Source organism: Marinococcus luteus, from assembly GCF_900106595.1.
Classification (GTDB): Bacteria; Bacillota; Bacilli; order Bacillales; family Marinococcaceae; genus Marinococcus; species Marinococcus luteus.
Window position 1 is genome coordinate 100,937 of sequence record NZ_FNNC01000005.1, and the last position, 25,594, is coordinate 126,530.

The following is a 25,594-nucleotide window of genomic DNA, read 5'->3' on the forward strand; positions in this document are numbered from 1 at the left end:
GGTGAACCAATCGATGAAGGTTTCCGGGAAAACAGTAGAAGAAGCTTTAGATACAGCTGTGCAGGAGTGGGAAACAACGATAGACCGTATCGAGTACCAGGTGCTTGAAGAACCAAGAAAAGGATTTCTGGGTATTGGAGCGAGACAGGCTTCCGTAGAAGTATTCCTTCGGGTCGACCCTGTGGAGGAAGCGGCTGCATACTTAAAAGATCTGGTTCAGGCTATGAACGTAGAAGCAGAAGTGGAAGTACAGATCTCCAGGAAGCATACTGCGATGGAGATCAAAGGCTCTTCTCTCGGCCTTCTGATTGGAAAACGTGGAAAGACCCTCGATGCGCTCCAGCATCTTACGAATACAGCTGCCAATAAGTACGCTGACGCCAAACAGCATATTGTACTTGACGCTGAAAATTACCGCGGGAAACGAAAAGAATCACTGCAGCGGTTTGCAGAGCGTATGGCCGGGAAAGCTCTGCGGGAAACCAAAACAATTAAACTTGAGCCTATGGACGCAGCGGAACGAAAAATTATTCATCAGACCCTTCACCAGCACAAAAACATTGAAACAACATCGTCAGGAAAAGAACCAAGACGTCACGTAGTAATTACACCCGGTGCAAAAGAAAAGCTAAAGTAAGACAAACTGCCGCCTGGACTGCCGGGCGGTTTTTTAAAAAGAAACAGGCAGCTGTACACAGGTTATCCACATGTGGATAAAAACCTTTTGCGAACTGCTTTCATATGATATTCTATTTAGTTAGAAGCATATAAGGAAACGACGAAAGCGATGCCGAAAAAGGTGTCGTCCTTTTCGTGTGTCTAATAGATGAAGAAAAACCCAGGGAGGGTTGATGAATGGAAACAGATACGATTGCTGCTATTTCCACTCCGAGCGGGGAAGGGGCTATTGCGATTGTCCGCCTGAGCGGAGACGAAGCGCTGGATATTGCGGATCATGTGTACAAGGGCAAAAAATCTCTTCATGACGTGGTAACTCATACTATCCATTACGGGCATATTATCGACCCGGCGGACGGCTCCGTGATTGAAGAATCCATGATTTCTGTCCTCAGGGCCCCAAAAACATTTACAAGAGAAGATATTGTGGAAATTAACTGCCACGGAGGACTGGTCTCGGTTAATCGTGTCCTTGATAACGTATTAAGTCAGGGAGCACGGCTGGCGGAGCCTGGAGAGTTTACGAAACGGGCATTTTTAAACGGGCGTATTGATCTGACACAGGCAGAAGGTGTCATGGACCTGATCAGGGCTAAAACCGACCGGGCCATGCAGAGTGCTTTAAAGCAGGTTGAAGGAAGGCTTTCCGAACGCATCCGTAAACTTCGCCAGAAGCTTCTCGAAACAGTGGCCAATGTGGAAGTGAATATTGACTACCCTGAATTTGATGCTGATGTTGTGACGACGAATGTTTTAAAAGAAAATGTTGCGTTTGTCGGCGAAGAAATCGATCAGCTGCTCGTAACGGCCCGGCAGGGAAAAATTATGCGGGAAGGACTCGGCACAGCGATTATTGGCCGGCCGAACGTAGGAAAATCCTCCCTGATGAATAATTTGGTGCATGAAAATAAAGCCATTGTAACGGAAGTGCCGGGTACCACCAGAGACGTGCTCGAGGAGTATGTAAACGTCCGTGGGGTGCCGCTTCGTTTAATTGACACCGCCGGCATACGTGAAACTGAAGATATTGTGGAAAAGATTGGCGTAGAGCGCTCCCGCCAGGTGCTGCAGGAAGCGGAGCTGATCCTTCTTGTCATCAACAGTGCAGAGCCGCTCTCCGATGAAGACCGAGCATTATTTCAGGCAGTTCAAGGCATGAATGTTATTGTTATAATGAATAAAACGGATCTTCCCAAACAGGTGGATGAGGAAGAACTCCGGGAGTATACATCCGGCCGGCCTATTATTGCCGCTTCTTTTCTGAATGATGAAGGCATCGACAGTCTTGAGGAAGCAATTGCCCACCTCTTTTTTGATGAAGGAGTGGAGGCGGCGGACATGAATTATTTGTCCAATGCACGTCATATTGGGTTATTGAATCAGGCAAAACGGTCGGTAAATGACGCTCTGGAAGCCGTGGAAATGGGAGTACCGGTAGATATGGTACAAATTGATATTACCCGGGCCTGGGAACAACTCGGAGAAATTGTCGGAGAAAACGTGCATGACGGATTAATTGATCAGCTGTTTGCCCAGTTTTGTCTCGGAAAATAGATACATCCGCTGGAGGCGGAGGGTAATACTAGAAGGAGGAACCGTAATGAGTTACAACGGAGGAAATTATGACACGATTGTCATCGGCGCCGGACATGCGGGCGTAGAAGCAGGTCTTGCTTCTGCACGCATGGGAGCCAATACATTGATGCTGACGCTGAACCTCGACGCCGTAGCGTTTATGCCGTGCAACCCGTCCGTAGGAGGGCCGGCAAAAGGCATCGTGGTCCGCGAAATTGATGCGCTCGGCGGAGAAATGGCTAAAAATATTGATAAAACGCATATCCAGATGCGGATGCTCAATACAGGAAAGGGGCCGGCTGTTCAGGCGCTCCGTGCGCAGGCTGATAAATTTCTTTATCAGCAGGAAATGAAGCGGACCCTTGAGAACACAGACAATTTAACGATCCGCCAGGGACTGGTGGAGGAACTGATTGTTGAAGATAACGTATGCAAGGGCGTAGTTACTAACACTGGCGCGAGCTACTACGCTTCATCGGTCGTAGTGACAACGGGTACTTATCTGCGCGGCAAGATTATTCTTGGAGAACTCGCGTATGAAAGCGGTCCGAATAACATGCAGCCTTCCATCAATTTGTCGGACAGCATTAAAGCGCTCGGTCTTGATATGGTCCGGTTCAAAACCGGCACGCCCCCACGGGTTAACAGCAACTCCATCGATTACAGCAAAACAGAGATCCAGCCCGGCGACGAGCAGCCGCGGGCCTTTTCCTACGAAACAGTGGAATTCATTACCGATCAGCTGCCCTGCTGGCTCACCTATACCGGAGCAGAAACGCATGAGCTGATTACAAACAATCTGCAGCGCTCCCCGATGTATTCCGGGATGATTGAAGGAACCGGTCCGAGGTACTGCCCTTCAATTGAAGACAAAATTGTCCGTTTTAACGACAAGCCGAAGCACCAGATTTTCCTCGAACCTGAAGGCAGAAATACAGATGAAGTATACGTGCAGGGGCTGTCGACAAGTCTTCCGGAGGACATTCAATTCGGCATACTCAAAACGATCCCGGGACTTGAAAACGTAAAAATGATGCGTCCAGGGTATGCGATTGAGTACGATGCGATTGTGCCGACACAGCTGTGGCCGACCCTTGAAACAAAAACCGTGGAGGGTCTCTTTACCGCCGGTCAGATCAACGGAACCTCCGGATATGAAGAGGCCGCCGGCCAGGGAATTATGGCCGGAATCAACGCAGCCTGCAAAGCACAGGGCAAGGAAGGCGTCATCCTCGATCGTTCGGATGCGTATATTGGAGTATTGATTGATGATCTGGTCACTAAAGGCACCAACGAACCGTACCGCCTGTTAACGTCGAGGGCGGAATACCGCCTGCTTCTCCGTCATGACAACGCCGACCTTCGTTTAACTGAGATTGGTCATGAGATCGGACTGGTCCCGGAGGCCCGCTACGAACGATTTGTGCATAAAAAAGAATCGATCGAGGCCGAGAAAAAACGATTGGAAAGCTTTACCCTGAAGCCGCATGAAGAAATTAATGATATGCTCATTTCCCGCGGTTCTACAGCGATGAAGGAAGCAGCTTCGGCGGCCCACCTGATGAAGCGGCCGGAAATCGGCTATGCTGACGTTGCTCCATTTGCAGACGCCCCGTCATCTATTGCACCGGATGTAGCCGAACAGGTGGAAATTCAGGTGAAATACGAAGGATATATTTCCAAACAGCTTGAACAGGTCGAGCGGATGAAGAAAATGGAAGAGAAAAAAATTCCAGAGAGTATCGATTACCATTCCATCTCTGGCATTGCGATTGAAGCGAGACAAAAGCTTTCAGAAGTACGTCCGCTTTCTGTCGGCCAGGCTTCCCGTGTATCCGGGGTGAACCCGTCCGATATATCTATACTGCTTGTGTATATTGAACAGGGCCGTATGGCAACAACGTAACAGTGCGTGATTAAGCCCCTGCTTACTGAAAGCAGGGGCTTTTTTTCAAGACAACGCCATTTTGCTAAGGTGTAAACACCAGGAGTTCAGGCGTTGTTGTATTATCCAGTGAAGGGCAGGAAAGAAAAGAATGAGTAAAGAAACGTTTCCGGAATGGCTTGAAGCCATACATATTTCTTTGGACGATAAACAGAAAAAGCAGTTCGAGCAGTATTATCAGCTGCTCGTTGAATGGAATGAGCGCATGAATCTGACAGGCATTACTGAAGAAGGGGAGGTATACGAAAAACATTTTTATGATTCTCTTACCGGAGCTTCCCTGGAGGCCTTTAAGGCGGAAGGCTCCCTGATCGATGTTGGTTCAGGAGCCGGATTCCCGAGTCTGCCTCTCAAGATCTGCTTTCCGGAGCTCCAGGTTACGATCGTCGACTCTTTAAAAAAACGAATCGGTTTTTTAGAAGAAATCGTCAGTGAACTCGGGCTTGAAGGAGTGACCCTCATCCATGACCGGGCCGAGCAGCTAGCGCGTCAAAAGACGTACCGGGATCAGTTTGACGCAGCCAGTGCCCGTGCCGTGGCCAAGCTTCCAGTGCTGCTCGAGCTCTGCCTGCCGTTTGTAAAGCCGGGAGGTGTTTTCATTGCGTGGAAGGGAGCAAGCGGAGAAGAAGAACTGCATGAGGCGGAAAACGCCCTGGTGAGATTAGAAGCAGAAGCAGCGGCGCCGAAGAAAATGAAGCTCCCGGAAGAACAGAGCGAGCGGGTGCTTTTAACATTCGAAAAAAAGAAAAAAACTCCAAAAGCGTATCCAAGAAAACCAGGGACCCCGGCAAAAAATCCTTTATAATCACCCACGGCTCATTCGACAACCCTTAGAAACGTGATAGAATGAAAAGAGCATATGTACGAAATCCACGAGTGAAGCATCAAGGGCCGCAGTTTTTAAGTGAGGTGATATACGGGTATGAAACAGTCGATTCAAAAATGGTTCGGTCTGGGGGACAACCAGGCCGAAAAAAGCGGCATTAATGAACACGAAGTCAAAATGATTCCTATTCATCAAATCATGGCGAATCCTTTTCAGCCGCGGACCATCTTTTCAGATGAAAAGCTTTCGGAATTAGCCCAATCGCTGCAGACGCACGGCCTTCTGCAGCCAATAACGGTCAGAAAGCAGTCCGGCGGCTATGAAATTATTGCTGGGGAAAGGCGCTGGCGCGCTTCGCAGAAGCTTGGATGGAAAGAGATACCGGCGCTGGTGAAAGAATTTAATGATACCCAGACGGCTTCAATTGCGCTCATTGAAAACCTGCAGCGGGAAGCATTAACAGCGCTTGAAGAGGCAGCCGCATACGCCAGGCTGCTGGAAATGAACCAGCTCACCCAGGCAAGTCTGGCGCAGCGGCTGGGGAAAAGTCAGTCGACCATTGCTAACAAGCTTCGTCTGCTGCATTTGTCTGAATACGTTCAGGAGAAGCTGTCAGAAAAAGAAATTACCGAACGGCATGCCAGGGCGCTTCTGAAGCTGCCGGAGGCGGAGCGCCAGGATCGTATCGTTGATGAAGCCATCGAAAAGGACTGGAACGTGAAACAGACGGAAGATAAAATTGCTGCTTTGCTTGATCCAAAGCCGAAAAAGACAAAGCAGCCGAAAAAGCACGTCTCCAGGGATACCCGTATTGCCTTAAATACGATCCGGGAGTCGATAGACATGGTGACGAAAAGCGGTATGACAATTGATACGGATGAAGAAGACTATGATGGTTATTATCAGGTGACCATTCGAATACCAAAATCGAAGCAGTAAATAAGAAGAACAGCATGGAACTGGGAAAGTAGGTGTATCGATGGCAAAAACTGTTGCTATCGCCAACCAGAAAGGCGGCGTTGGGAAAACAACAACAGCAGTAAACATTAGTGCCTGTCTGGCACATGTAGGACAGCGGGTGCTTCTCGTGGACATTGACCCGCAGGGTAACGCCACCAGCGGGGCCGGCATTGAAAAAGGGGACGTTGAAAAATGCGTGTATAACGTTCTCGTTGAAGACACGGATATTCGTGATATTGTCCGGGGAACAGCCTTGGAACAACTGGACGTAGTACCTGCCACCATACAGCTTTCCGGGGCAGAAATTGAACTGGTCTCCACTATTTCCCGGGAAATAAGGCTGAAAAATGCATTGGAGGATGTGGCTGCGCAGTACGACTACATAATAATCGATTGCCCTCCCTCCCTTGGGCTTTTAACGATCAACGCGCTTTCCGCTTCGGACTCGATTTTAATCCCTGTGCAGTGTGAGTACTATGCCCTGGAAGGATTGAGCCAGCTGCTCAATACGGTCCGGCTTGTGCAAAAGCACTTAAACCATGACCTGGAAATCGAAGGGGTCCTGCTTACGATGCTCGACGCAAGGACCAATCTTGGATTTCAGGTTATAGAAGAAGTAAAAAAATATTTTCAGGAAAAAGTATTCGAAACGATTATTCCCCGGAATATACGTCTTGGGGAAGCTCCAAGCCACGGTCTTCCAATTATTATGTATGACGCAAAGTCTAAGGGTGCCGAGGTCTATTTAGAATTAGCAAAGGAAGTGGTTGCTGGTGGCCAAAGGTCTAGGTAGAGGATTGAACGCTTTTTTCCCGGAAGAAACAGGCGGCAACGAAGATCAAATCACTGCCGTACCAGTACAGGAATTACGGCCGAACCCTTATCAGCCGAGAAAACGATTTGAAGAAGAAGCGATTGAAGAGCTGAAGCACTCTGTGGCAGAGTTTGGTGTCCTGCAGCCAATTCTCGTCCGCAAAAGTATTAAAGGGTACGACATCGTTACCGGAGAGCGGCGGTTCCGTGCTGCCTCAGCGGCAGGCTTGAAAGAAATTCCGGCGATCGTCAAGGATTTAAGCGATGAGCGGATGATGGAAGTCGCTTTAATTGAAAATCTGCAGCGGGAAGACCTGAATCCATTAGAAGAAGCCCAAGCGTACCAGCGCCTGGTGGAATCACTCGATATTACTCAGGATGAACTTTCCAAGCGCCTTGGAAAGAGCCGGCCGCATATTGCCAACTATATCCGGCTTCTGCAGCTGCCAGCAGAAGTGCAAAAGCTCGTTGAAACCAAGGAGATCTCCATGGGGCACGCCAGAACGCTTCTTGGGTTGAAAAAGAAAGAGCTGGCGGTGAAGGTAAGCGAACAGATTGTTAAACAAGCGCTCAATGTCAGGCAGACGGAAGCACTTGTTCAGCAGATGAACGAGGGTGTTCCACGTGAAACAAAGCAAAAACAGCCGGCCTCTCCTTTCCTTGAACAAAAAGCAGAGGAACTCCAATCGTATTTTGGTACCTCCGTTTCTATTCAGCAGGGAAAAAATAAAGGTAAGATTGAGATTGAATTCTTTTCGGATGAGGACCTGGAGCGGATTCTTCAGCTTCTGAGTGAAGAAATAGAATAGAGCAAAGGCTTCCGGTTCATTAACCGGGAGCCTTTGCTGATTTGTATGGTTCGAAGGGTAGAGTCCGGTGGAAAATATCAGGCGTAGGAAGAGTGACGCTCAAGCACCACCATTGGGTGCCCGTCGGAAAGGCTGAATGTGCGGGAAATGACAAATCCGAACGAATGGTAAAGGTCGATTGCCGGCTGGTTCTTTTCGCTGGTGTATGCGTAGATTAAAGTGTCGAGATGTTGATTTAATAGATATTTCAGCAGGTAAGAGGCAAACCCCCGCCGGAAAAAATCCGGGTGGACAACGAGCCGTGTAAGTTGCAGCTTTTTCTCCTGATATTCATAAGCAATAAAAGCACGGAGTTCCCCTTCCACAAAGTAGCCGACAAAGGTTTCCTTTGATGAACGGATAGATTCCACCGTTTCATTTAGAGCAGGAATTTCAAAATTGTCTATAAGCATAGCTTCTGTGGAGTAGGATTGCTGCTGCAAAGCAAGTATACTTTTAGCAGTATCGTATTTATGATTGGGTAACAGGACGATCATTATAATCTCTCCTTAAAATGAAAGAGGCGGAAAGAACGATAAAAGACATCAGCTACGTAACTTTTGCCGTTTAGGGCAAGCCCGCTTCAGTTCATTTCATAGTAAAATATTTAAAGCCCAATTGTTACTGAAGAAAGGCACAGTGATTAAAGGTTGTTTTAGAAAAAAGGGCAGCGCACATTCAGGCGCGTAGTCCATTTTTGAGCAGGAAGGAACAAATTTGTTCATTCAGGAAGGAATAAAGCGGTATGGAAAATCTCTTCGGTGCTTCTGGCGGCTGGACAGCTGTTTATCAGCGTCCCCTCGGAATTTCTAAAAGGGTGTATATAGAGAAGTAAAGAAACAAAAGGGAGCGGACATTTATGGTGCTGACAGGAACATTGGTCAACGGAGTGACCATTATTATTGGATCGTTAATGGGGTTGTTGTTTCACCGTATACCGGAAAGAATGAAAACAACCATTATGCAGGCGCTGGCGCTGGCGGTTGTTCTTCTCGGGATCCAGATGGGGCTGCAGACAGAACAATTTTTAATTGTCGTGGGCAGTCTGGTAACTGGAGCCTGGGCAGGAGAGCGCCTGCGAATTGAAGATGGTCTGGAATCGGTCGGCCAGTGGGTGGAAAAACGAATGGGGAGCAGCGGTACAGAGAATACAGTAGCCAAAGGTTTTGTAACTGCCACGCTGGTATATGTGGTGGGAGCGATGGCGGTGCTTGGAGCAATGGACAGCGGTCTGCGCCAGGAGCACGATGTTTTATTTACAAAATCAATGCTCGACGGATTTTCAGCGCTTATTTTTACAACAACGATGGGTATCGGAGTGTTATTTTCGTTTATTCCGGTCGTTATTTACCAGGGGTCCATTGCCCTTTTTGCTGTCCAAATTAACAGGCTGGTGCCGCAGGAGGCCATGGATACTTTTATTACTGAAATGACGGCTACCGGCGGCGTGATGATTATCGCTATCGGATTAAAGCTGGCAGGTCTGTTAGAAATCCGGGTGGCCAATCTACTTCCGGCGATACCGATGGTGGCTTTTTTTGTGTTTATCATCCGTCTGTTCGGCGGATGAAGCTTCCCGTAGGAAGCGGGCATGGTCGTCGTCATTGTGGAAAGTTACCGGAGGGGTGGTGGCTTCTTTCTCCTGCAGAACATGCTGCTTTGATATTGACCGGTCGGCAAGAAGGAAGCTTTCGGCTATTAAAGAAGCCATCGTGTCGATAGTATACAGCCGGGTATTTTGCAGCACAAAGTATTCCATCATTCCGCTGACATTCACTATGCCGTTAATGTGCATATCTCCAACCATTGGGAGCTTCTTTTTCATTGCAGCTCCCGGAGTGACTCCTCCTTCATTCAAAGTAACTTTCCCTACATTCTGAAGATAGCCAAGACAGGCATCCACAGCGATAATAAAAGCATGCGGATGCTCTGCTGCAATGATGGAGAGCGTCTCCTCTAAATTAACAGCGTGTACCGGGTGTTGGAGAGTGCCATATATATAAAAGTTTTCCAGTTGTTTTTCAAGAAGCTTGCTTCCGGTTAAAGGCCCGAGAGAGTCTCCAGTCGAGCGGTCTGTTCCAATACAGACAAGGATGATATCTTTATCTGTGACACGCTCCCGGATATGACCGGCAAGGCAGTCCGCCAGCTCTCCGGCACTTCCGGGTTCATCCATGCTGACGTGACAATGAGTACGATAGGATTCACGTGAAACAGCTTTTTTCCCCATAGCAGATAACTCCTTTCCAGAATCCTCCCTGAAAATAATTGTATTAGCTTACTATACCCGCGTTTGGTTAAAAATAACTGGTATATTTAAGCAACAGCCGCCTTGAACACGGAATTGGCAGTTTAATTGAGGTTTTTGACGGAGTACGATAGGATAAAAAGTATCGAATCATTCAGGTGAATTGAGAAGAAAGGAGAAAACGGGACTCATGGTGGAAAAGCAGCCTTTTGATATCAATAGTATTGTAGAAATGAAAAAGCAGCATCCTTGTGGAGAAAATCGCTGGAGGATTATCCGGATGGGCGCCGATATCCGGATTAAATGTGAAGGGTGCGGGCATAGCGTCATGCTTCCGAGAAAAGAATTCAGTAAAAAGGTGAAAAAGGTTCTTGAATAATTCCGGGAAAGCTGCTCTTGTTGTCGCAAAAGTGAAATTATACTATACTCAAAGCAATATGCTAACGATAAAGAGTCGCTTTTCAGGACAGCTGCGGTTGTCCTCTTTGTTATGTTTAGAGAAATATTAATTGAAAGAAAGAAGGAAATAATAAATGGCTTTAACAACAGGTATAGTCGGACTTCCAAACGTCGGGAAGTCAACATTGTTCAACGCGATCACCCAGGCTGGAGCGGAGTCTGCCAACTATCCGTTCTGCACTATCGATCCGAATGTAGGTATTGTGGAAGTGCCGGACAGCAGGCTCGAACAGTTAACAAATATGTTTCAGCCGAAAAAAACGATTCCTACCGCATTTGAATTTACAGACATCGCCGGTATTGTTGAAGGAGCGAGTAAAGGAGAAGGTCTCGGCAATAAATTTCTTTCGCATATCCGGGAAGTGGACGCGATTTCCCACGTGGTACGCTGCTTTGACAGTGATGACGTCACCCACGTTTCCGGGAAAATAGATCCGATCCATGATATCGAAGTAATTAACCTTGAACTGATTCTTGCAGACCTTGAAACGGCGGAAAAGCGGATCGATAAAGTGGCAAAGCTTGCCAAGTCCAAGGATAAAGACGCCATGCAGGAGCATGCGGTGCTCGAAAAAATTGTCGAAGCATTGAAAGAAGAGCAGCCCGTGCGCAGCCTGGAATGGACTGAGGAAGAGCTGAAAATCGTTAAAGGCTTCCAGCTTCTCACGATGAAGCCGGTATTATACGTAGCCAACGTCAGCGAAGATGACTTAATGGAAGCAGAAGACAATGAACACGTCTCCCGCGTCAGAGAATTCGCTGCAGCTGAAGGGGCGGGCGTAGTAGTTATCTCCGGGAAAATTGAAGAAGAGCTGGCGGAGCTTGAAGGAGAAGAAAAAAATGAATTTCTTCAGGACCTCGGTATTGAAGAGCCGGGGCTTGACCAGCTGATCCGGGAAGCTTATTCCCTGCTTGGCCTGCAGACGTATTTTACTGCAGGCGAGCCGGAAGTAAGGGCCTGGACGATCCGCAAAAATACAAAAGCCCCTCAGGCAGCAGGGGTAATTCACAGTGATTTTGAAAAGGGCTTTATCCGTGCTGAGGTTGTCGGATATGAGGACCTGATGCAGGCAGGTGCAATGAACAGCGCCAAAGAAGCAGGCAAGGTAAGGCTTGAAGGGAAAGAATATATCGTTAAGGATGGCGACGTCGTTCACTTCCGTTTTAACGTTTAATTTTTCTGCCGGAAATATTGTAAAATGAAAGTCAAGCTGATATAATTTTAACTTGCGAGTTAAAAACGGATAAGCGTTTTTTGCTCCTTGTTCTTTTCCACCGGAAAAGAGCCGAAGACCAAAAGGAGGTGACGCAGCATGCGGAATTATGAGGTACTTTACATTATCAGCCCGAATGTTGACGAAGATGGTGTCAAAAACACAATCGAACGGTACAACAAAATCTTAACAGATAACGGCGCTGAGATTGAAAAAGTAGACGAAGTAGGAAAAAAACGTCTCGCATACGAAATCAATGATTTTCGTGACGGGTATTACGTTGTAACCTATATTAAAGGCACCGCGGACGCTACCAACGAATTTGACCGTCTGGTTAAAATCGATGATAACGTAATCCGCCACTTAGTTGTTCGTAACGACGACTAATTTCATTAACAATCAGGAGGGGTTTAAATGATAAATCGTGTCGTGTTAGTCGGTCGGCTGACCGCGGACCCTGATCTGCGTTATACCCCGAACGGCGTAGCAGTCGCTAACTTTCGCATTGCGGTAAATCGTCCATTTACCAACCAGCAGGGCGAACGTGAAGCAGACTTTCTTAACTGCGTCATTTGGCGGAAGCAGGCAGAAAATGTGGCCAATTACTTGAAAAAAGGCAGCCTGGCCGGTGTGGACGGACGTATGCAGAGCCGGAGCTATGAAAACCAGGAAGGCCGTCGTGTAACGGTAGTAGAAGTTCAGGCGGAGAGCGTGCAGTTTCTTGAACCGCGCGGAGCATCCGGAGGCGGAGGTTCTTCGCAGGGAGGCGGCTATTCTCAGCAGCAGAGCAGCCAGAGCTCAGGTTCAGGCCAGCAAAATCGCGATTCGTCTAATTTAAACGATGATCCGTTTTCGGATAACGGGCAGCCAATCGACATTTCAGATGACGATTTGCCATTCTAAAACCCCTGAGAGCATAAACAATCTTTTATAAAGGAGGATAAACAATGGCAGCAGCAGCACGTCGTAGAGGAAAAAGACGGAAAGTTTGTTACTTCACAGTAAACAAAATTACTCATATCGATTACAAAGATACTGAACTCTTGAAGAAGTTTATTTCAGAAAGAGGGAAGATTCTTCCACGCCGCGTAACTGGTACGAGTGCGAAATATCAGCGTAAGCTGACTCGCGCTATCAAGCGTTCCCGTCACGTAGCATTGCTTCCTTTCGTGCGTGAGCAGTAAGGATAACATTGAAGCACCCTTTTCCAGGTTTCAGGCCTGGGAAAGGGTGTTTTATTGTAAAAAAATGGCTGTATGTTTAGTCTGCTTCCTCCCCGGGGTATAAATGAAGTAATTGTTAAAGCGTTTTATATACCGGGAAGGAGGTTTTCACATGGACGTTCAGTCTTATATTACGAAAATTAATAAACAGCTTGAAGAACTGAAGCAGGATGATATTCAGGCCGCAGATGAAAACATAGAAGCGGAAGTGCTAAACGAATCTTCTTTCAAACTGCCGAATGAAGAATAAACAGCAGCCCTGCAGCAGATAAATAAACGAAATAAGGCGCTGACGGAAGTCAGCGTTTTTTAGATATGAACAGCCTTTGACTATTCGGCTGTTCGTCTTTCTTTTTGAAAAGGAATAAGCTAAAATGAACGAATGGAATTTCCATGAATACGAAGGGATAAAGGCAGCACGGGGATAATGTCGGAGTAAAAGCAATCAGGCGGCTGCTGTACATTTATTTGACTGCCTTTGTAAATGAGGTGAACGTGAAGTGAAAAATGCTAGAAGTGTCGCAGAAGCAGCCGTCTTTAGCGCTGTTTTCCTGGTGCTGGTACTGCTGTTGATCTTTGTGCCGGTCGTGGGAAGTATATTAACGATAGCGATGCCGCTTCCGTTTATTATTTTTGTGGCAAGAAACGGATGGAAGCCGGGCGTTTTTATGTTTATCGTCTGTGCGCTGCTTGCGACTCTGTTTACGGGCGGTATTGGTTTTCCGACTGCTTTGATTTTCGGTCTTGGGGGCATTGCAGCAGGTGAGCTTATTCATCAAAAGAAGCCGGCTTTTGCCGTTTTTGCTGCAGGAACTGTCGCGTATATAATCGGCCTGGTTTTATTTTATTTGAGTTCGGTTCTTCTGTTTAATATTGATCCGATCCAATTGATCCAGCAAACATTAAATGACTCTATTGCCCAGGCAAGAAGCATGATGGAGAGCATCGATCAAAATACTTCGAATCTGGATGCCTTAGCAGAGATGGTCACGCTGGTTCAGTATATCGGCCCGGTGCTCCTGATTGGTACAGGCATTATTCTTTCATTTATAACCCAGGTGTTCGCTCATGTCATTTTGAAGCGTGTCCGGATGGACTATCAGCAGTTTCCGGCTTTTCGAAACTGGAATTTTCCGAGGTCTCTCATATGGTATTATTTGACTGGTTCTATATTTATTTTGATTGGACTTGAAGAAGGCACAGCTATGTATATTGTTGTTATGAACCTTTTTCCTCTTTTAGAGCTGGCTGTGGCTATTCAGGGCTTTACCGTGATCTTTTATTTTCTGCATGCTAAATCTTATCCGAAATACTACGGGGTTCTCATTATTGTCGGGAGTATATTATTATCAACAATAGCATTATTTTTAGCCCGCATTTTAGGTATAATAGATTTAGGTCTAAACTTGAAGCAACGCATTCAAACCGACACGAAGTAGGGGTTGAGTTACATGCCGAAGTTTTTAATACGGCGGTGGTACGGCTATCATATCGTCGGATTGTTCATACTAGCCGGAATAGCACTTGCCTTTCTCACCTGGTTTCAATGGGAAATAGGAGCTGTAGGATTTACACTGCTTGGGGCTTTGGCTATTTATGTTATCCAGGCAGAGCGTTCATTTGAAAAAGAACTTGAACGGTATATATCTACGCTGACCCACCGTGTGAACAAGGCAGGGGAGGAAGCGGTTACCGAAATGCCTATCGGCATACTGCTGTATGACAAGAATTATCAGATACAGTGGGCGAACCCCTTCATTCTTTCCTACCTGCCGAAAGAGTTCATGGGAAAGCCGATCAGTACCGTCTCTGAACGTCTGGCTGCAGCGATTAAGCAGGGGGAAAGCGAAATACACTTAACGATGAGAAATCGTCATTATACCGTTTATATTCACCGCGAAGAGCGGCTGCTGTATTTTTTTGATATGACCGAAACGACGGATATACAGGCGATGTATCAAAAAGAGAAATCAGTCGTTGCATTTATTTATTTAGATAACTTTACCGAAGTTACCCAGGGCATGGACGATCAGACAAGAAGCCGGCTGATGAGTCATGTAACTACCGCTTTGAATGAGTGGGCGGGGGATCATGACATTTTACTGCGCAGCATCTCTGTAGACCGGTTTATTGCTATCATGAACCAGGATGCCCTTGATCATCTCGAGCAGACAAAATTTGAACTGCTCGATTATGTACGTGATATTACGAGTAAAGAAAAGGTGACCATCACCCTGAGTATCGGTATCGGTTCGGGCGAACCATCTCTGCAGGAACTTGGTTCGCTGGCTCAGTCCAGTCTCGATCTCGCACTCGGACGTGGAGGAGACCAGGTAGCCATCAAGGATGCGAACGGAAAAGTTCGTTTTTACGGCGGGAAGTCCAATGCAGTCGAAAAGCGCACCCGGGTGCGCGCCAGGGTTATTTCCCACGCACTGCGTGATTTTGTTCTCGAAAGCGACCAGGTCATTGTGATGGGCCATAAAAATCCGGATATGGATGCTATTGGTGCTGCTATTGGTGTGCTTAAAATCGCTGAAGTAAATAATACAGATGCGTATGTCGTCGTTGATCCGGATGAAATTAATCCGGATGTGAAAAAGCTGATGGAAGAAATTGAAAACCACGAATACCTTTGGTCTCAATTTATTACGCCGTCAGAAGCAATGGATGAAGTAACGAAGCACACGCTGCTCGTCGTCGTGGATACACACAAACCCTCCATGGTTATCGAGCCGCGGCTGATTGACCGCGTGAACCGTACGATTGTTCTTGACCACCACCGCCGGGGAGAAGAGTTCATTGAAGATCCGGTGCTTGTATATATGGAACCGTACGCTTCATCCACGGCCGAGCTTGTAACAGAGCTTCTGGAGTATCAGCCGAAAAAGCTCAGTATGGATGTGCTTGAAGCCACGGCGATGCTTGCGGGCATTATTGTGGATACGAAAAGCTTCGCCATCCGAACAGGATCGAGAACGTTCGATGCAGCCTCATTTTTAAAAATGCACGGTGCCGATACGACTATGGTACAGATGCTGTTAAAAGAAGACCTCGATCAGTACGTCGAGCGGTCGCATCTTATCGAACGGGCGGAGGTGTACCGTGACGGTATGGCTGTTGCCGCCGCTGCGGAAGATGAAATGTACGGCCAGATTTTAATCGCCCAGGCAGCGGACACCCTGCTTACGATGAATGATATTAAAGGTTCGTTTGTGATATCTAAGCGTCAGGATGATAAAATTAGTATCAGCGCCCGTTCACTTGGTGAAGTGAATGTGCAGTTAATAATGGAAGCTTTAGGCGGAGGCGGTCATTTAACGAACGCGGCAACGCAGCTGACCGATGTCACGATTGAAGAAGCGGAAAAACGCCTGAAGCAGGCTATTGATGAATATTTGCAAGGAGGCACATCCGAATGAAAGTCATACTGAAACAAGACGTAAAAGGCCAGGGAAAAAAAGGTGAAGTTGCAGACGTGTCTGAAGGATACGCCAGAAACTATTTATTAAAGAAAAACCTTGCCGTGGAAGCAAGCAAAGGCAATCTGAGGGACCTGGAAGCTACGCAGAAAAAACAAAAAGAACGTGAGCAGGAAGAGCTTGAGCAGGCGAAGAAGTTTAAGGAGCAGCTCGAAAAAACAGATGTGGAGCTTACTGCGAAAGCGGGAGAAGGCGGCCGTTTGTTCGGAGCGGTTTCCACAAAACAGATTGCTGAAAAGCTGAAAAGCATGAATATGAAAGTGGATAAACGCAAAATAGAAATCGACCAGCCAATTCGTTCGCTTGGCTACACCAAAGTACCAATCAAGATTCATCCTGAAGTCACAGCTGTCGTAAACGTACACGTGACGGAAGAGTAACAGCTGCGTGGATGAATAAAGAGCCTGTTTCCCCGTCATAAACAGAGGGTAAGAACCAGGCTCTTTTTTTCAACACGTTCTATAGAGGTGAAAGCAATGAATGATATTTTCACAGAACGGGTCCCCCCGCAGAATATTGAAGCAGAGCAGGCTGTTTTAGGTGCTGTCTTTTTAGAGGGAGAAGCACTCATTACTGCCACGGAGCATTTGATGCCGGAAGACTTCTATCGTCAGTCGCATCAGCGTATTTTTAATACGATGATTGAGCTGTCCGAACGGGGAGAGCCGGTGGATCTTATTACGGTCAGCACGGAGCTGCAGGCAAAACAGGTGCTCGAAGAAATCGGCGGCCTTTCCTATCTTACCGATCTGGCAAACGCTGTACCGACAGCGGCCAACGTCGGTTATTACAGTCAGGGCGTATACAGCAAGTCCCTGCTGCGTCGGCTGATACGGGCAGCAACTAACATAGTGAACGAAGGCTACAGCGGAGAACACGATGTAGAGGAAGTACTTAACGAAGCTGAAAAGACCATAATGGAAGTGTCGCAGGAGCGTCGTTCGTCGGCCTTCGTTTCCATTAAAGACGTACTCATTGAAACATATGACAATATTGAAATGCTGCAGAACCGTGAAAATGATGTAACCGGAATTGCGAGCGGCTTTGCCGAGCTCGACCATATGACTGCCGGGTTTCAGCGCAGTGACCTAGTGATTGTGGCTGCGAGGCCTTCGATGGGGAAAACGGCCTTTGCCTTAAACATTGCCCAGAACATTGCGACGAAAACCGAGGAAAATGTGGCGATTTTCAGCCTGGAGATGGGTGCTGCCCAGCTTGTGCAGCGGATGCTCTGTGCGGAAGGAAACATTGATGCTAACCGCCTTCGTACCGGCGCGCTGCAGGAAGAAGACTGGGAAAAGCTCACGATGGCGATGGGGAGCTTGTCTTCGGCCGGCATTTTTATTGACGATTCCCCGGGTATCCGGGTGAACGACATACGTGCGAAATGCCTCCGTTTGAAGCAGGAACGGGGCATTGGAATGATTCTGATTGACTATCTGCAGCTGATCCAGGGAAGCAGCAGAGGCGGGGAGAGCCGCCAGCAGGAAGTGTCGGAGATCTCCCGTAATTTAAAAGCTCTTGCGCGTGAACTCAATGTCCCGGTAATTGCGCTGTCCCAGCTTTCCCGCGGGGTGGAGTCCAGGCAGGATAAACGCCCGATGATGTCTGATTTAAGGGAATCCGGAAGTATTGAGCAGGATGCGGATATTGTATCGTTTTTATACCGTGATGATTACTATGACCAGGAATCCGAAAACCAGAATATCATTGAAATTATTATTGCCAAACAGCGTAACGGCCCGGTCGGTACAGCTGAACTCGCTTTTATTAAAGAATATAATAAATTCGTTAATTTGGACCGGAGACACGATGATAATCAAATCCCACCCGGAGCTTAGGCTCCGGGCTTTTTGCATAAGCGAACAAATTAAGCAAATAAAACTTTTAATGTTCGTGTTTTATTGACTTTGTGTGCCGTGGTTGATAGACTATCTAAGGGATTTTCTGCATAATAAAATTCAAACATGAAAACTTTAGATGAAGCCAAGTGAACGTTATCGGATAAACAAAAAAATATGCCTAAGGTGCCGGCAGGAGAGATTGTGGAGGTGGACGCTGTGTCGTCAATAGTAATTGTAGGAACTCAGTGGGGAGACGAAGGAAAAGGAAAAGTAACGGATTACTTATCAGAAAATGCGGAGGTTGTAGCCCGCTACCAGGGTGGAAATAACGCTGGCCATACGATTGTCTTCGGTGGAACTAAATACAAGCTTCATTTAATTCCGTCCGGAATCTTTTATGATAATAAAACGTGTGTTATCGGAAACGGAATGGTTATTGACCCGAAAGCGCTCGTCGAGGAGCTGGAATATCTGCATGAGCGCGGAGTTGATACAAGCAACCTTCGTATCAGCAACCGTGCCCACGTGATTCTTCCGTATCACCTGCGTCTCGACGCTGTGGAAGAAGACAGCAAAGGCACAAATAAAATCGGAACGACCCGCAAAGGCATTGGTCCGGCTTATATGGATAAAGCTGCGCGCGTTGGTATCCGTATTGCTGACCTTCTGGATAAAGATGAATTCCGGGAAAAGCTGGCGCGGAATTTGAAAGAAAAGAATCGCCTGCTTGAAAGAATGTATGACGCAGAAGGGTTTGAGCTTGAAGACATTCTGGACGAATACTACGAGTACGGCCAGTTCTTTGCGAAGTACGTCTGTGATACGTCGGTAGAATTAAATGAAGCGATCGATAAAGGTCGCCGCGTGCTGTTTGAAGGCGCGCAGGGCGTAATGCTTGATATCGATCAGGGCACATATCCGTTTGTCACTTCCTCGAATCCTATCGCTGGAGGCGTGACCATCGGCTCAGGTGTAGGACCGTCCAAAATTCAGCACGTGGTGGGTGTCTCCAAAGCGTACACGACCCGCGTGGGCGACGGCCCGTTTCCAACAGAGCTGTCTGACGAAACCGGGGACCAGATTCGTGAAGTCGGAAATGAATACGGGACTACCACCGGCCGCCCACGCCGTGTTGGCTGGTTCGACAGCGTAGTCGTGCGTCATGCCCGCAGAGTGAGTGGTATTACCGATTTATCTTTAAATTCCATTGATGTGCTGACTGGTATTGAAACGCTGAAAATATGCAAAGCCTACAAGTACCGGGGAGAGATTATGGAAGAATTCCCTGCGAGCCTGAAAGTCCTCGCAGAGTGCGAGCCGATTTATGAAGAGCTGCCAGGCTGGACAGAAGACATCACTGGTGCTTCGTCGCTCGGAGATCTTCCGGTAAACGCCCGTCATTACATTGAACGTATCTCCCAGCTGACGAACATTCCTATCAGCATTTTCTCGGTAGGACCGGACCGGAATCAGACAAATATGGTCCGCGGTGTATGGGCGATCCAATAAAAACCACTAAGCATCTGCCATAGAGGTGGATGCTTTTTTTCAATGAATCACTTTTTTCATATAAAACTAGTTGAAATTGTATCTCTGACGTGATAATATTACTCATGTTGTCGTTATCCACAGCGACAATTTCTTCGTATCAGGAGCCATTAGCTCAGTTGGTAGAGCATCTGACTTTTAATCAGAGGGTCGGAGGTTCGAATCCTCCATGGCTCACCATGAAAGGCCCGTTGGTCAAGTGGTTAAGACACCGCCCTTTCACGGCGGTAACACGGGTTCGAATCCCGTACGGGTCACCATTTTCTTATCAAGCAGAAAATAAACAGAGCTGAAACAGACGAAAAGATTCGCAGTGTATTTCCCCCTGCTCGTTTTTGGAAAGAAGACACCAGAAGGTTGAGTATGCCAGGGAGAGAGCAAAGGAACGTACAAAACGTACGTGACTGTAGTGAACGAGAGCAGCAGACGACAAGGTTCGCCTTGTATTCTTTTTAAAAGGGCCTGTGGTGTAGTGGTTAACATGCCTGCCTGTCACGCAGGAGATCGCGGGTTCAAATCCCGTCAGGCCCGCCATTTTTGAATTGCAGACGATCAGTCGTTAAAGCAGCATTCAAGCATTTCCTTTAATATGGCCAGGTAGCTCAGTCGGTAGAGCAACAAGCAATACTTCTCCGAATGTTCTGCGAGTTGTCCGTCCCGAATTGCTTCATCGAATAAGCAAAGAATGAGGGTAAGGACAGTGGCTCTAAAAGCAAGAGCAGCACTCAAGCAAAAGCATTTCCTTTAATATGGCTCGATAGCTCAGTCGGTAGAGCAGTGGACTGAAAATCCTCGTGTCGGCGGTTCGATTCCGTCTCGAGCCACCATTTTTATAAAATAACCAGCGCCTGGACATTGACGTCCAGGCGCTTTTTTCAAAGGCCTTAGGCCTCGATAGGAACAGATAAAGAGCTGTGTTACAATGTGAAAGAGAATTGTAATCCTCTTAAATATTTTGCAATAAACATAAAGAGGCATACCTGGGCAGGGTGTTACTACACATAGATGACTGAATTTATGCCTTTTCACATTTGAGGAATGGAGCGGTGGGAACATGGATGAGAAAATATTAGTAGTCGATGATGAACAGCCAATTGCTGATATATTGGAATTTAATCTTCAAAAAGAAGGATTTCAGGTTGTTTGTGCATATGACGGCGACGAAGCTTTAGAAAAGGTGGATAATTTCGGCCCGGACCTGATTCTCCTTGACGTCATGCTTCCGAACAAGGACGGCATGGAAGTATGCAGAGAAGTCCGGAAGCGGTTTGATATGCCAATCATCATGTTAACTGCTAAAGACGGTGAAATCGATAAGGTGCTCGGCCTTGAGCTCGGCGCAGATGACTATGTAACCAAGCCGTTCAGCAACCGGGAACTTCTGGCCAGAGTTAAAGCCAATCTCCGCAGGAAGCAGCCGGCAGCAGAAGAAGGAAGCACCGAGCCGCAGAATGCTATAAAAATCGGTGACCTTCTCGTAGATCCGGATGCGTATTTAGTGACAAAACGCGGTGAGCCGATAGATCTTACGCATCGTGAGTTTGAACTGGTCCTTTACCTCGGCCGCCATATCGGTCAGGTAATGACCAGAGAGCATCTTCTTCAGGCCGTGTGGGGCTATGATTACTTTGGGGACGTACGTACCGTGGACGTAACGGTGCGCCGTTTGAGAGAGAAAGTAGAAGACAATCCGAGTTTCCCTGAGTGGATTGTGACAAGACGTGGTGTTGGGTACTACTTAAAACATCCAGAACAGGAGAAGTAATGTATGAAGATTATCGATTTTTTCAAATCGATTCATTTTAAACTCATTTTGATCTTCGTTCTGCTGATTTTTGTAGCGATGCAGTTCATTACCGTATTTTTCACGAGCGCCCTTGAAGACACGCTCGTGGAAAATTTTAATGATACGCTCGCTGAGCAGACAGATCTTCTGGAGTATAATGTGCAGGAAGAACTGACACAGAGTCGAGGAGAAGACGATAATACGGTTCAGGAGGATATCGATAGTTTATTAAGCCAATTTGCCAACTCAGGAGCAAACAATGATCCGGGACATTCGAGTCCGGAAGCCAGGGTGATCGGCTCCAACCAAATTATTTTAGGCACGTCGAACATAAACGAGCAGGATATCGTCAATAACCAATCAAACGATGATCTTGTACAGCGGGCGTTATTAGGGAACACGCTTGAAGAAGTGCGCTGGGATGCCGACAGCGGGCACAGGGTCAGCTTAATTGTGCGGCCGATCGAAGAAGACGGAGAAATTCTGGGTGTATTGTACGTGCGTTCTGATATGTCGAGCGTGTACAGCCTGGTAAATGACATCAGCAGTATTTTAATTGCAGCGAGCGTTATTGTGCTGATTTTAAACGCGATCCTTGGTATTTTGCTTGCCCGCACGATTACACGGCCTATCGCAGACATGCAGCGCCAGGCGAAAATTATGGGGGAAGGAGACTTTTCCCGCAGAGTCCGCGTGTACGGCAACGATGAAATCGGGCAGTTGGCCCATTCCTTTAACCAGCTGACGCTGAAATTAAAAGAGAGCCAGGCAAGCACCGAGGACGAACGGAAGAAATTAAGCTCGGTTCTGACTCATATGACAGATGGTGTTATAGCTACTGACGAACTCGGGCGCATTATATTAATGAACAAGCGCGCCGAGCAGCTTTTAAATAAAAACAGCGACGAAATGGAAGGCACATATATTACGGAAGCTCTGCACCTGTCAGAGACGCTGACATCGAGCGATCTGTATGATTACAATGAAGCAATCATGCTGGATTTCAGCAGCGAGGAACAGGATTTTCTGCTGCAGGCTAATTTTTCAATCGTGCGGAACGAAGACGGACCAGTTACCGGCCTGATTACCGTGCTTCATGACGTCACAGAGCAGGAAAAGATCGAAAGAGAGCGCCGGGAGTTTGTATCAAACGTTTCCCACGAATTAAGAACTCCGCTGACTACGCTGAAAAGCTACATGGAAGCTCTCGAAGACGGGGCTATGCAGGACGAAAATCTGGGTCCCCGCTTTTTACAGGTGACCCAGAACGAAACGGACAGAATGATCCGGCTCGTGAACGACCTGCTTCAGCTTTCGCGGATGGATAGTGACGAAATCAGCTTAGACTTTTTTACTGTGGACTTGTCTGAAATGATCAATCAGGTGATTGAACGGTTTGAAATGATTAACAAGGATAAAAATATTGCTTTTTATAAAGAGGTCCCTTCCTACCCGGTATACGTAGACATGGACAAAGACAGGATTTATCAAGTCTTTGATAATGTGCTTTCGAATGCTGTGAAGTATTCGCCGGATGGCGGGGAGATCAGTGTGCAGATGTTTACGCGTGCCGATGCTGTGGATGTTGAAATCAGCGACCAGGGTGTAGGCATCCCGAAAGAAAGCCAGCACCGTATTTTTGACCGGTTTTACCGGGTGGATAAAGCGAGAGCGAGAAATCTCGGCGGCACTGGGCTCGGGCTTGCGATTGCCAAGGAATTTATCCATGCGCATGGCGGAAAGATTGCGGCTGACAGTGAATGGAAAAAAGGAACCACTATATTAATTACGCTGCCATATTCAGTGATTAATAAAGCGGAGGCTGGATCATGAAAGAAACAATCAAATCCTGGACATTATCGATTTTAGTGATAGGCAGCCTGCTGCTTACCTGGCAGAACTGGTCGTTTCAGCCTGAATACGAAAATGTCAATTCCTCTGAAAGCGTACAGGAAACGACAGAAATAGCAGAAACAAGAGAAGCAGGAGAGGTCGTACGCCCCACTCAGGGAGTAGTGCGCTCAAATGGAAGCAGTTCTCTTATGACAGAAGATCAGGCTGCTTCTGATTTGGATAAAGTTTACCATCAGCTTGGAGAAGCTGATATTACCGAGACATCAGTAACTGATCTGGATCACGATGAGCTCTATCAGAACGCTTCTTCAGCAGAATATTCGGTGGAGCTTGTATTTCCTTCGGCGGTCTCCTGGTCAATGGTGAATGAGCTGTTTAGCTTTGAAGATGAAAGTAATGAAGTGGAAGAAGCGCTGGACGGGTCAATTGACCGGATCTTACTAACGGCTTCACCAGGGAGTGAAGAACTGAACGCTGTGTTTGTTTCTTATGATGAGGGAGTTGTCGTAAACAGCAATACGAACCTTGATAAAAATGAAATAGAATACGAGCAATATCTTGCAGAGCATGAAAGTATGCTTACCCATGATACCGATCAGGAAGGATACGAAAAGCATATTTATCTTCCGCAAGATCCGGGGGCACGTACTAATTACACCTATGCTTCTACAGATTTATCTACAAATGAATTTCAGCAGGTATTGATAGCCGATGAAAATGCACAGAATCTCCAAACCTATACAAGTGATTCCACTGAAGTTATTACAGACGGAACGAGAGAGCTGCGGATTAATAATGTCGGGGATTACTTGCGCTATGCAAATCCTACCTACTCTGAACAGACAGATGGAAATGATACAAGCAGTCTCATTTCTTCCTTTGAATTTGTAAACAACCATGCCGGATGGTCGGATGAATACCGGTATTATTCTTCGAGCACAGTAGACGGAGAAACCACGGATACTTTTCGTATGAATAAAGGAGGGCTGCCGGTGTTCCGGGACTCCAACGGCAGTGATTTTGCCTCTATCCAGGTGTCGAATGTAGGCACGCAGACGACTGGGTATTCACGTCCACTGTTTGATTTGGAAAACAATCCGGTCAGAACGGGGGATGCCGGTGTTTCCACCGATCTTCCCACTGGGGAAGAAACGCTCGATGCTGTACAGGAGCAGTGCAGTTCTTCGCTGATTGAAGATATACAAATCGGCTACAGCATTTCAAGAAACGGGGAAAATTCCGGCTATTATGATATGGAGCCCGGTTGGTTTGTCCGCTGTGACGGCAGCTGGTCTCCAGTGGAATTTGGCGGAGACGATAACGAAGAAGGAGGAGAATAAGATGGACTGGGCGAGAACAAAGACCATTTTTATTATTGTTTTCCTGCTTCTTAATACGTTTCTGTGTTACAGCTATTTAGAACAGCAGATTGAATACCAGGAAAGCTCTGCTTCTCAAACGGATGGGGAAGAAGCAGAGCAGCGCCTTTATGGTTTTAATGAAGACGATTTACCGGAACAGATTGAGCAGCTTCACCTTGAAGCAAGCTATGTGGATTTTGAAAGCGGCGGCCGCTCCCAAAAGGTAGAAGACAACTCAAATATTAATGATATTACGTATATATCCAACGAACGACTGATCGGAATGAGCGCCACGCTCGAGGAACCGGTGGAAATATCTGAGGATAACCGGAACGAGGATCTGGCTGCCTTTTTAAATGATTATGTCTGGAGTGCAGATGACTATGAGCAGGGCCAGATGGATGAAGAATTAAACAGGCAGTACTATTACCAGACATTTGATGATAAACAAATTTATAAACCGGAAACATCCTCCCAGCTTGAGCTGGTGTTTAACGATCAGAACGAAATTGTCGGCTTCCGCCAGTCATATTTTGAGCTCGACGCCACTCCGGCAGAAAGCACCATTCCGGCAGAGGATGCTATCGAAGCCCTGGGGAACCCGAGCAACGGTATTCTGCAGACAAATGACACGGTGAGCGATGTGAGTGTTGGTTACTTCAACCAGGTGACGCCTCAGGGAGAAAACGTTTATTTATATACACCGATGTATATTGTGGAAGTGAACGGAGAATCAAGGTACTTGGTGAATGCCAGAACCCAGCGCGTTCAATCATGGGAGCAGGTAATGGAGGATAACGGCGAAGAGGACATCATGGTCGAACCGGAAGTGCCGGAAAATGACTCTGACCCGGAAGAAGATGCTGAAGAAAATGGATCAGCGGAAAACGGGGAAGAAGCGCCGGCTAATGAATAGGGAAAGCAGGAGGA

The 25,594-nt window shown here is 47.1% G+C and carries 25 protein-coding genes and 4 tRNA genes; 27 read left to right on the forward strand and 2 right to left on the reverse strand.

The window, feature by feature from the left end; all coding sequences use genetic code 11:
- Position 1 precedes the first annotated feature (1 nt).
- The 7 genes from jag (at position 2) to BLV22_RS11105 (ending at position 7,606) form a co-directional block, all read left to right on the forward strand.
- On the forward strand, positions 2-637 hold the full coding sequence (gene jag, locus BLV22_RS11075) for an RNA-binding cell elongation regulator Jag/EloR (RefSeq protein ID WP_245724079.1): 636 nt from the start codon (positions 2-4) through the stop codon (positions 635-637).
- 218 nt (positions 638-855) lie between these two features.
- A complete protein-coding gene (mnmE, locus tag BLV22_RS11080; RefSeq protein ID WP_091615196.1) occupies positions 856-2,232 on the forward strand; it encodes a tRNA uridine-5-carboxymethylaminomethyl(34) synthesis GTPase MnmE in 1,377 nt (458 codons plus the stop codon).
- Positions 2,233-2,278: 46 nt separating this feature from the next.
- Positions 2,279-4,159, forward strand: coding sequence for a tRNA uridine-5-carboxymethylaminomethyl(34) synthesis enzyme MnmG (gene mnmG, locus BLV22_RS11085; protein ID WP_091615199.1), 1,881 nt, complete (start codon positions 2,279-2,281; stop codon positions 4,157-4,159).
- Positions 4,160-4,289: 130 nt separating this feature from the next.
- Positions 4,290-5,003 (forward strand): 16S rRNA (guanine(527)-N(7))-methyltransferase RsmG, encoded by a 714-nt coding sequence (rsmG, locus tag BLV22_RS11090; RefSeq protein WP_091615201.1) that lies wholly within the window; start codon positions 4,290-4,292, stop codon positions 5,001-5,003.
- A 117-nt stretch (positions 5,004-5,120) separates the two neighbouring features.
- A complete protein-coding gene (gene noc, locus BLV22_RS11095) occupies positions 5,121-5,963 on the forward strand; it encodes a nucleoid occlusion protein (protein ID WP_091615207.1) in 843 nt (280 codons plus the stop codon).
- 40 nt (positions 5,964-6,003) lie between these two features.
- On the forward strand, positions 6,004-6,777 hold the full coding sequence (locus BLV22_RS11100) for a ParA family protein (RefSeq protein ID WP_022792953.1): 774 nt from the start codon (positions 6,004-6,006) through the stop codon (positions 6,775-6,777).
- The gene (locus BLV22_RS11105; protein WP_091615209.1) at positions 6,758-7,606 is read left to right on the forward strand and encodes a ParB/RepB/Spo0J family partition protein; all 849 of its coding nucleotides are present in this window, start codon (positions 6,758-6,760) and stop codon (positions 7,604-7,606) included. Before BLV22_RS11100 ends, BLV22_RS11105 begins: the two co-directional genes overlap by 20 nt.
- A gap of 77 nt (positions 7,607-7,683) precedes the next feature.
- Here BLV22_RS11105 and BLV22_RS11110 read toward each other — a convergent pair whose 3' ends face one another.
- On the reverse strand, positions 7,684-8,142 hold the full coding sequence (locus BLV22_RS11110; protein ID WP_091615211.1) for a GNAT family N-acetyltransferase: 459 nt from the start codon (positions 8,140-8,142) through the stop codon (positions 7,684-7,686).
- Positions 8,143-8,504: 362 nt separating this feature from the next.
- On the opposite strand from BLV22_RS11110, the gene BLV22_RS11115 reads away from it, so the two are divergent.
- Entirely contained in the window at positions 8,505-9,215 is a 711-nt protein-coding gene (locus BLV22_RS11115; protein WP_091615212.1) for a DUF554 domain-containing protein, read from the forward strand.
- On the opposite strand, the gene yyaC is transcribed toward BLV22_RS11115, so the two are convergent.
- Positions 9,153-9,875: a spore protease YyaC gene (gene yyaC, locus BLV22_RS11120; RefSeq protein WP_245724080.1), complete on the reverse strand. Its 723-nt coding sequence runs from the start codon at positions 9,873-9,875 to the stop codon at positions 9,153-9,155. The genes BLV22_RS11115 and yyaC overlap by 63 nt on opposite strands.
- 208 nt (positions 9,876-10,083) lie before the next feature.
- Between yyaC and BLV22_RS11125 the strand changes: the two genes are divergently transcribed.
- The 19 genes from BLV22_RS11125 (at position 10,084) to yycI (ending at position 25,580) form a co-directional block, all read left to right on the forward strand.
- Entirely contained in the window at positions 10,084-10,272 is a 189-nt protein-coding gene (locus BLV22_RS11125) for a DUF951 domain-containing protein (RefSeq protein ID WP_091615215.1), read from the forward strand.
- Positions 10,273-10,426: 154 nt separating this feature from the next.
- Positions 10,427-11,527, forward strand: a complete 1,101-nt coding sequence (gene ychF / locus BLV22_RS11130; protein ID WP_091615219.1) for a redox-regulated ATPase YchF — start codon at positions 10,427-10,429, stop codon at positions 11,525-11,527.
- Between the two features lie 138 nt (positions 11,528-11,665).
- Entirely contained in the window at positions 11,666-11,953 is a 288-nt protein-coding gene (gene rpsF, locus BLV22_RS11135; protein WP_022792961.1) for a 30S ribosomal protein S6, read from the forward strand.
- A gap of 27 nt (positions 11,954-11,980) precedes the next feature.
- Positions 11,981-12,469: a single-stranded DNA-binding protein gene (gene ssb, locus BLV22_RS11140; RefSeq protein ID WP_091615222.1), complete on the forward strand. Its 489-nt coding sequence runs from the start codon at positions 11,981-11,983 to the stop codon at positions 12,467-12,469.
- A gap of 44 nt (positions 12,470-12,513) precedes the next feature.
- On the forward strand, positions 12,514-12,750 hold the full coding sequence (gene rpsR / locus BLV22_RS11145) for a 30S ribosomal protein S18 (RefSeq protein WP_022792963.1): 237 nt from the start codon (positions 12,514-12,516) through the stop codon (positions 12,748-12,750).
- A 151-nt stretch (positions 12,751-12,901) separates the two neighbouring features.
- Positions 12,902-13,039, forward strand: coding sequence for a hypothetical protein (locus BLV22_RS15080; protein ID WP_176967748.1), 138 nt, complete (start codon positions 12,902-12,904; stop codon positions 13,037-13,039).
- Between the two features lie 250 nt (positions 13,040-13,289).
- Positions 13,290-14,228 (forward strand): YybS family protein, encoded by a 939-nt coding sequence (locus tag BLV22_RS11150; protein ID WP_091615225.1) that lies wholly within the window; start codon positions 13,290-13,292, stop codon positions 14,226-14,228.
- Positions 14,229-14,240: 12 nt separating this feature from the next.
- Positions 14,241-16,211 carry a DHH family phosphoesterase gene (locus tag BLV22_RS11155; RefSeq protein ID WP_091615228.1) on the forward strand — a complete coding sequence of 657 codons (1,971 nt, stop codon included), beginning with the start codon at positions 14,241-14,243 and terminating at the stop codon, positions 16,209-16,211.
- Positions 16,208-16,651 (forward strand): 50S ribosomal protein L9, encoded by a 444-nt coding sequence (gene rplI, locus BLV22_RS11160; protein WP_022792967.1) that lies wholly within the window; start codon positions 16,208-16,210, stop codon positions 16,649-16,651. Before BLV22_RS11155 ends, rplI begins: the two co-directional genes overlap by 4 nt.
- Before the next feature lie 96 nt (positions 16,652-16,747).
- Entirely contained in the window at positions 16,748-18,112 is a 1,365-nt protein-coding gene (gene dnaB, locus BLV22_RS11165) for a replicative DNA helicase (RefSeq protein ID WP_091615230.1), read from the forward strand.
- Between the two features lie 219 nt (positions 18,113-18,331).
- Positions 18,332-19,624, forward strand: a complete 1,293-nt coding sequence (locus BLV22_RS11170; protein ID WP_091615620.1) for an adenylosuccinate synthase — start codon at positions 18,332-18,334, stop codon at positions 19,622-19,624.
- 143 nt (positions 19,625-19,767) lie between these two features.
- Positions 19,768-19,843, forward strand: a tRNA-Lys gene (locus BLV22_RS11175).
- Between the two features lie 5 nt (positions 19,844-19,848).
- A tRNA-Glu gene (locus BLV22_RS11180) sits at positions 19,849-19,923 on the forward strand.
- A gap of 198 nt (positions 19,924-20,121) precedes the next feature.
- A tRNA-Asp gene (locus BLV22_RS11185) sits at positions 20,122-20,197 on the forward strand.
- 217 nt (positions 20,198-20,414) lie between these two features.
- A tRNA-Phe gene (locus tag BLV22_RS11190) sits at positions 20,415-20,490 on the forward strand.
- A 227-nt stretch (positions 20,491-20,717) separates the two neighbouring features.
- Positions 20,718-21,428: a response regulator YycF gene (yycF, locus tag BLV22_RS11195; RefSeq protein ID WP_091615232.1), complete on the forward strand. Its 711-nt coding sequence runs from the start codon at positions 20,718-20,720 to the stop codon at positions 21,426-21,428.
- 3 nt (positions 21,429-21,431) lie between these two features.
- Positions 21,432-23,282, forward strand: a complete 1,851-nt coding sequence (gene walK / locus BLV22_RS11200) for a cell wall metabolism sensor histidine kinase WalK (protein WP_091615235.1) — start codon at positions 21,432-21,434, stop codon at positions 23,280-23,282.
- Positions 23,279-24,643, forward strand: coding sequence for a YycH family regulatory protein (locus tag BLV22_RS11205; protein WP_091615240.1), 1,365 nt, complete (start codon positions 23,279-23,281; stop codon positions 24,641-24,643). The genes walK and BLV22_RS11205 overlap by 4 nt, the downstream gene beginning before the upstream one ends.
- 1 nt (position 24,644) lies before the next feature.
- The gene (yycI, locus tag BLV22_RS11210; RefSeq protein WP_176967749.1) at positions 24,645-25,580 is read left to right on the forward strand and encodes a two-component system regulatory protein YycI; all 936 of its coding nucleotides are present in this window, start codon (positions 24,645-24,647) and stop codon (positions 25,578-25,580) included.
- Positions 25,581-25,594: the final 14 nt, after the last annotated feature.

Excerpts from the sequence above, each read along its gene's own strand:
- mnmE (WP_091615196.1), top strand. The coding sequence starts at position 856 with ATGGAAACAGATACGATTGCTGCTATTTCCACTCCGAGCGGGGAAGGG.
- mnmG (WP_091615199.1), top strand. The coding sequence starts at position 2,279 with ATGAGTTACAACGGAGGAAATTATGACACGATTGTCATCGGCGCCGGA.
- rsmG (WP_091615201.1), top strand. The coding sequence starts at position 4,290 with ATGAGTAAAGAAACGTTTCCGGAATGGCTTGAAGCCATACATATTTCT.
- noc (WP_091615207.1), top strand. The coding sequence starts at position 5,121 with ATGAAACAGTCGATTCAAAAATGGTTCGGTCTGGGGGACAACCAGGCC.
- BLV22_RS11100 (WP_022792953.1), top strand. The coding sequence starts at position 6,004 with ATGGCAAAAACTGTTGCTATCGCCAACCAGAAAGGCGGCGTTGGGAAA.
- BLV22_RS11110 (WP_091615211.1), bottom strand. The coding sequence starts at position 8,142 with ATGATCGTCCTGTTACCCAATCATAAATACGATACTGCTAAAAGTATA.
- BLV22_RS11115 (WP_091615212.1), top strand. The coding sequence starts at position 8,505 with ATGGTGCTGACAGGAACATTGGTCAACGGAGTGACCATTATTATTGGA.
- yyaC (WP_245724080.1), bottom strand. The coding sequence starts at position 9,875 with ATGGGGAAAAAAGCTGTTTCACGTGAATCCTATCGTACTCATTGTCAC.
- BLV22_RS11125 (WP_091615215.1), top strand. The coding sequence starts at position 10,084 with ATGGTGGAAAAGCAGCCTTTTGATATCAATAGTATTGTAGAAATGAAA.
- ychF (WP_091615219.1), top strand. The coding sequence starts at position 10,427 with ATGGCTTTAACAACAGGTATAGTCGGACTTCCAAACGTCGGGAAGTCA.
- rpsF (WP_022792961.1), top strand. The coding sequence starts at position 11,666 with ATGCGGAATTATGAGGTACTTTACATTATCAGCCCGAATGTTGACGAA.
- ssb (WP_091615222.1), top strand. The coding sequence starts at position 11,981 with ATGATAAATCGTGTCGTGTTAGTCGGTCGGCTGACCGCGGACCCTGAT.
- rpsR (WP_022792963.1), top strand. The coding sequence starts at position 12,514 with ATGGCAGCAGCAGCACGTCGTAGAGGAAAAAGACGGAAAGTTTGTTAC.
- BLV22_RS15080 (WP_176967748.1), top strand. The coding sequence starts at position 12,902 with ATGGACGTTCAGTCTTATATTACGAAAATTAATAAACAGCTTGAAGAA.
- BLV22_RS11155 (WP_091615228.1), top strand. The coding sequence starts at position 14,241 with ATGCCGAAGTTTTTAATACGGCGGTGGTACGGCTATCATATCGTCGGA.
- rplI (WP_022792967.1), top strand. The coding sequence starts at position 16,208 with ATGAAAGTCATACTGAAACAAGACGTAAAAGGCCAGGGAAAAAAAGGT.
- dnaB (WP_091615230.1), top strand. The coding sequence starts at position 16,748 with ATGAATGATATTTTCACAGAACGGGTCCCCCCGCAGAATATTGAAGCA.
- yycF (WP_091615232.1), top strand. The coding sequence starts at position 20,718 with ATGGATGAGAAAATATTAGTAGTCGATGATGAACAGCCAATTGCTGAT.
- walK (WP_091615235.1), top strand. The coding sequence starts at position 21,432 with ATGAAGATTATCGATTTTTTCAAATCGATTCATTTTAAACTCATTTTG.
- BLV22_RS11205 (WP_091615240.1), top strand. The coding sequence starts at position 23,279 with ATGAAAGAAACAATCAAATCCTGGACATTATCGATTTTAGTGATAGGC.
- yycI (WP_176967749.1), top strand. The coding sequence starts at position 24,645 with ATGGACTGGGCGAGAACAAAGACCATTTTTATTATTGTTTTCCTGCTT.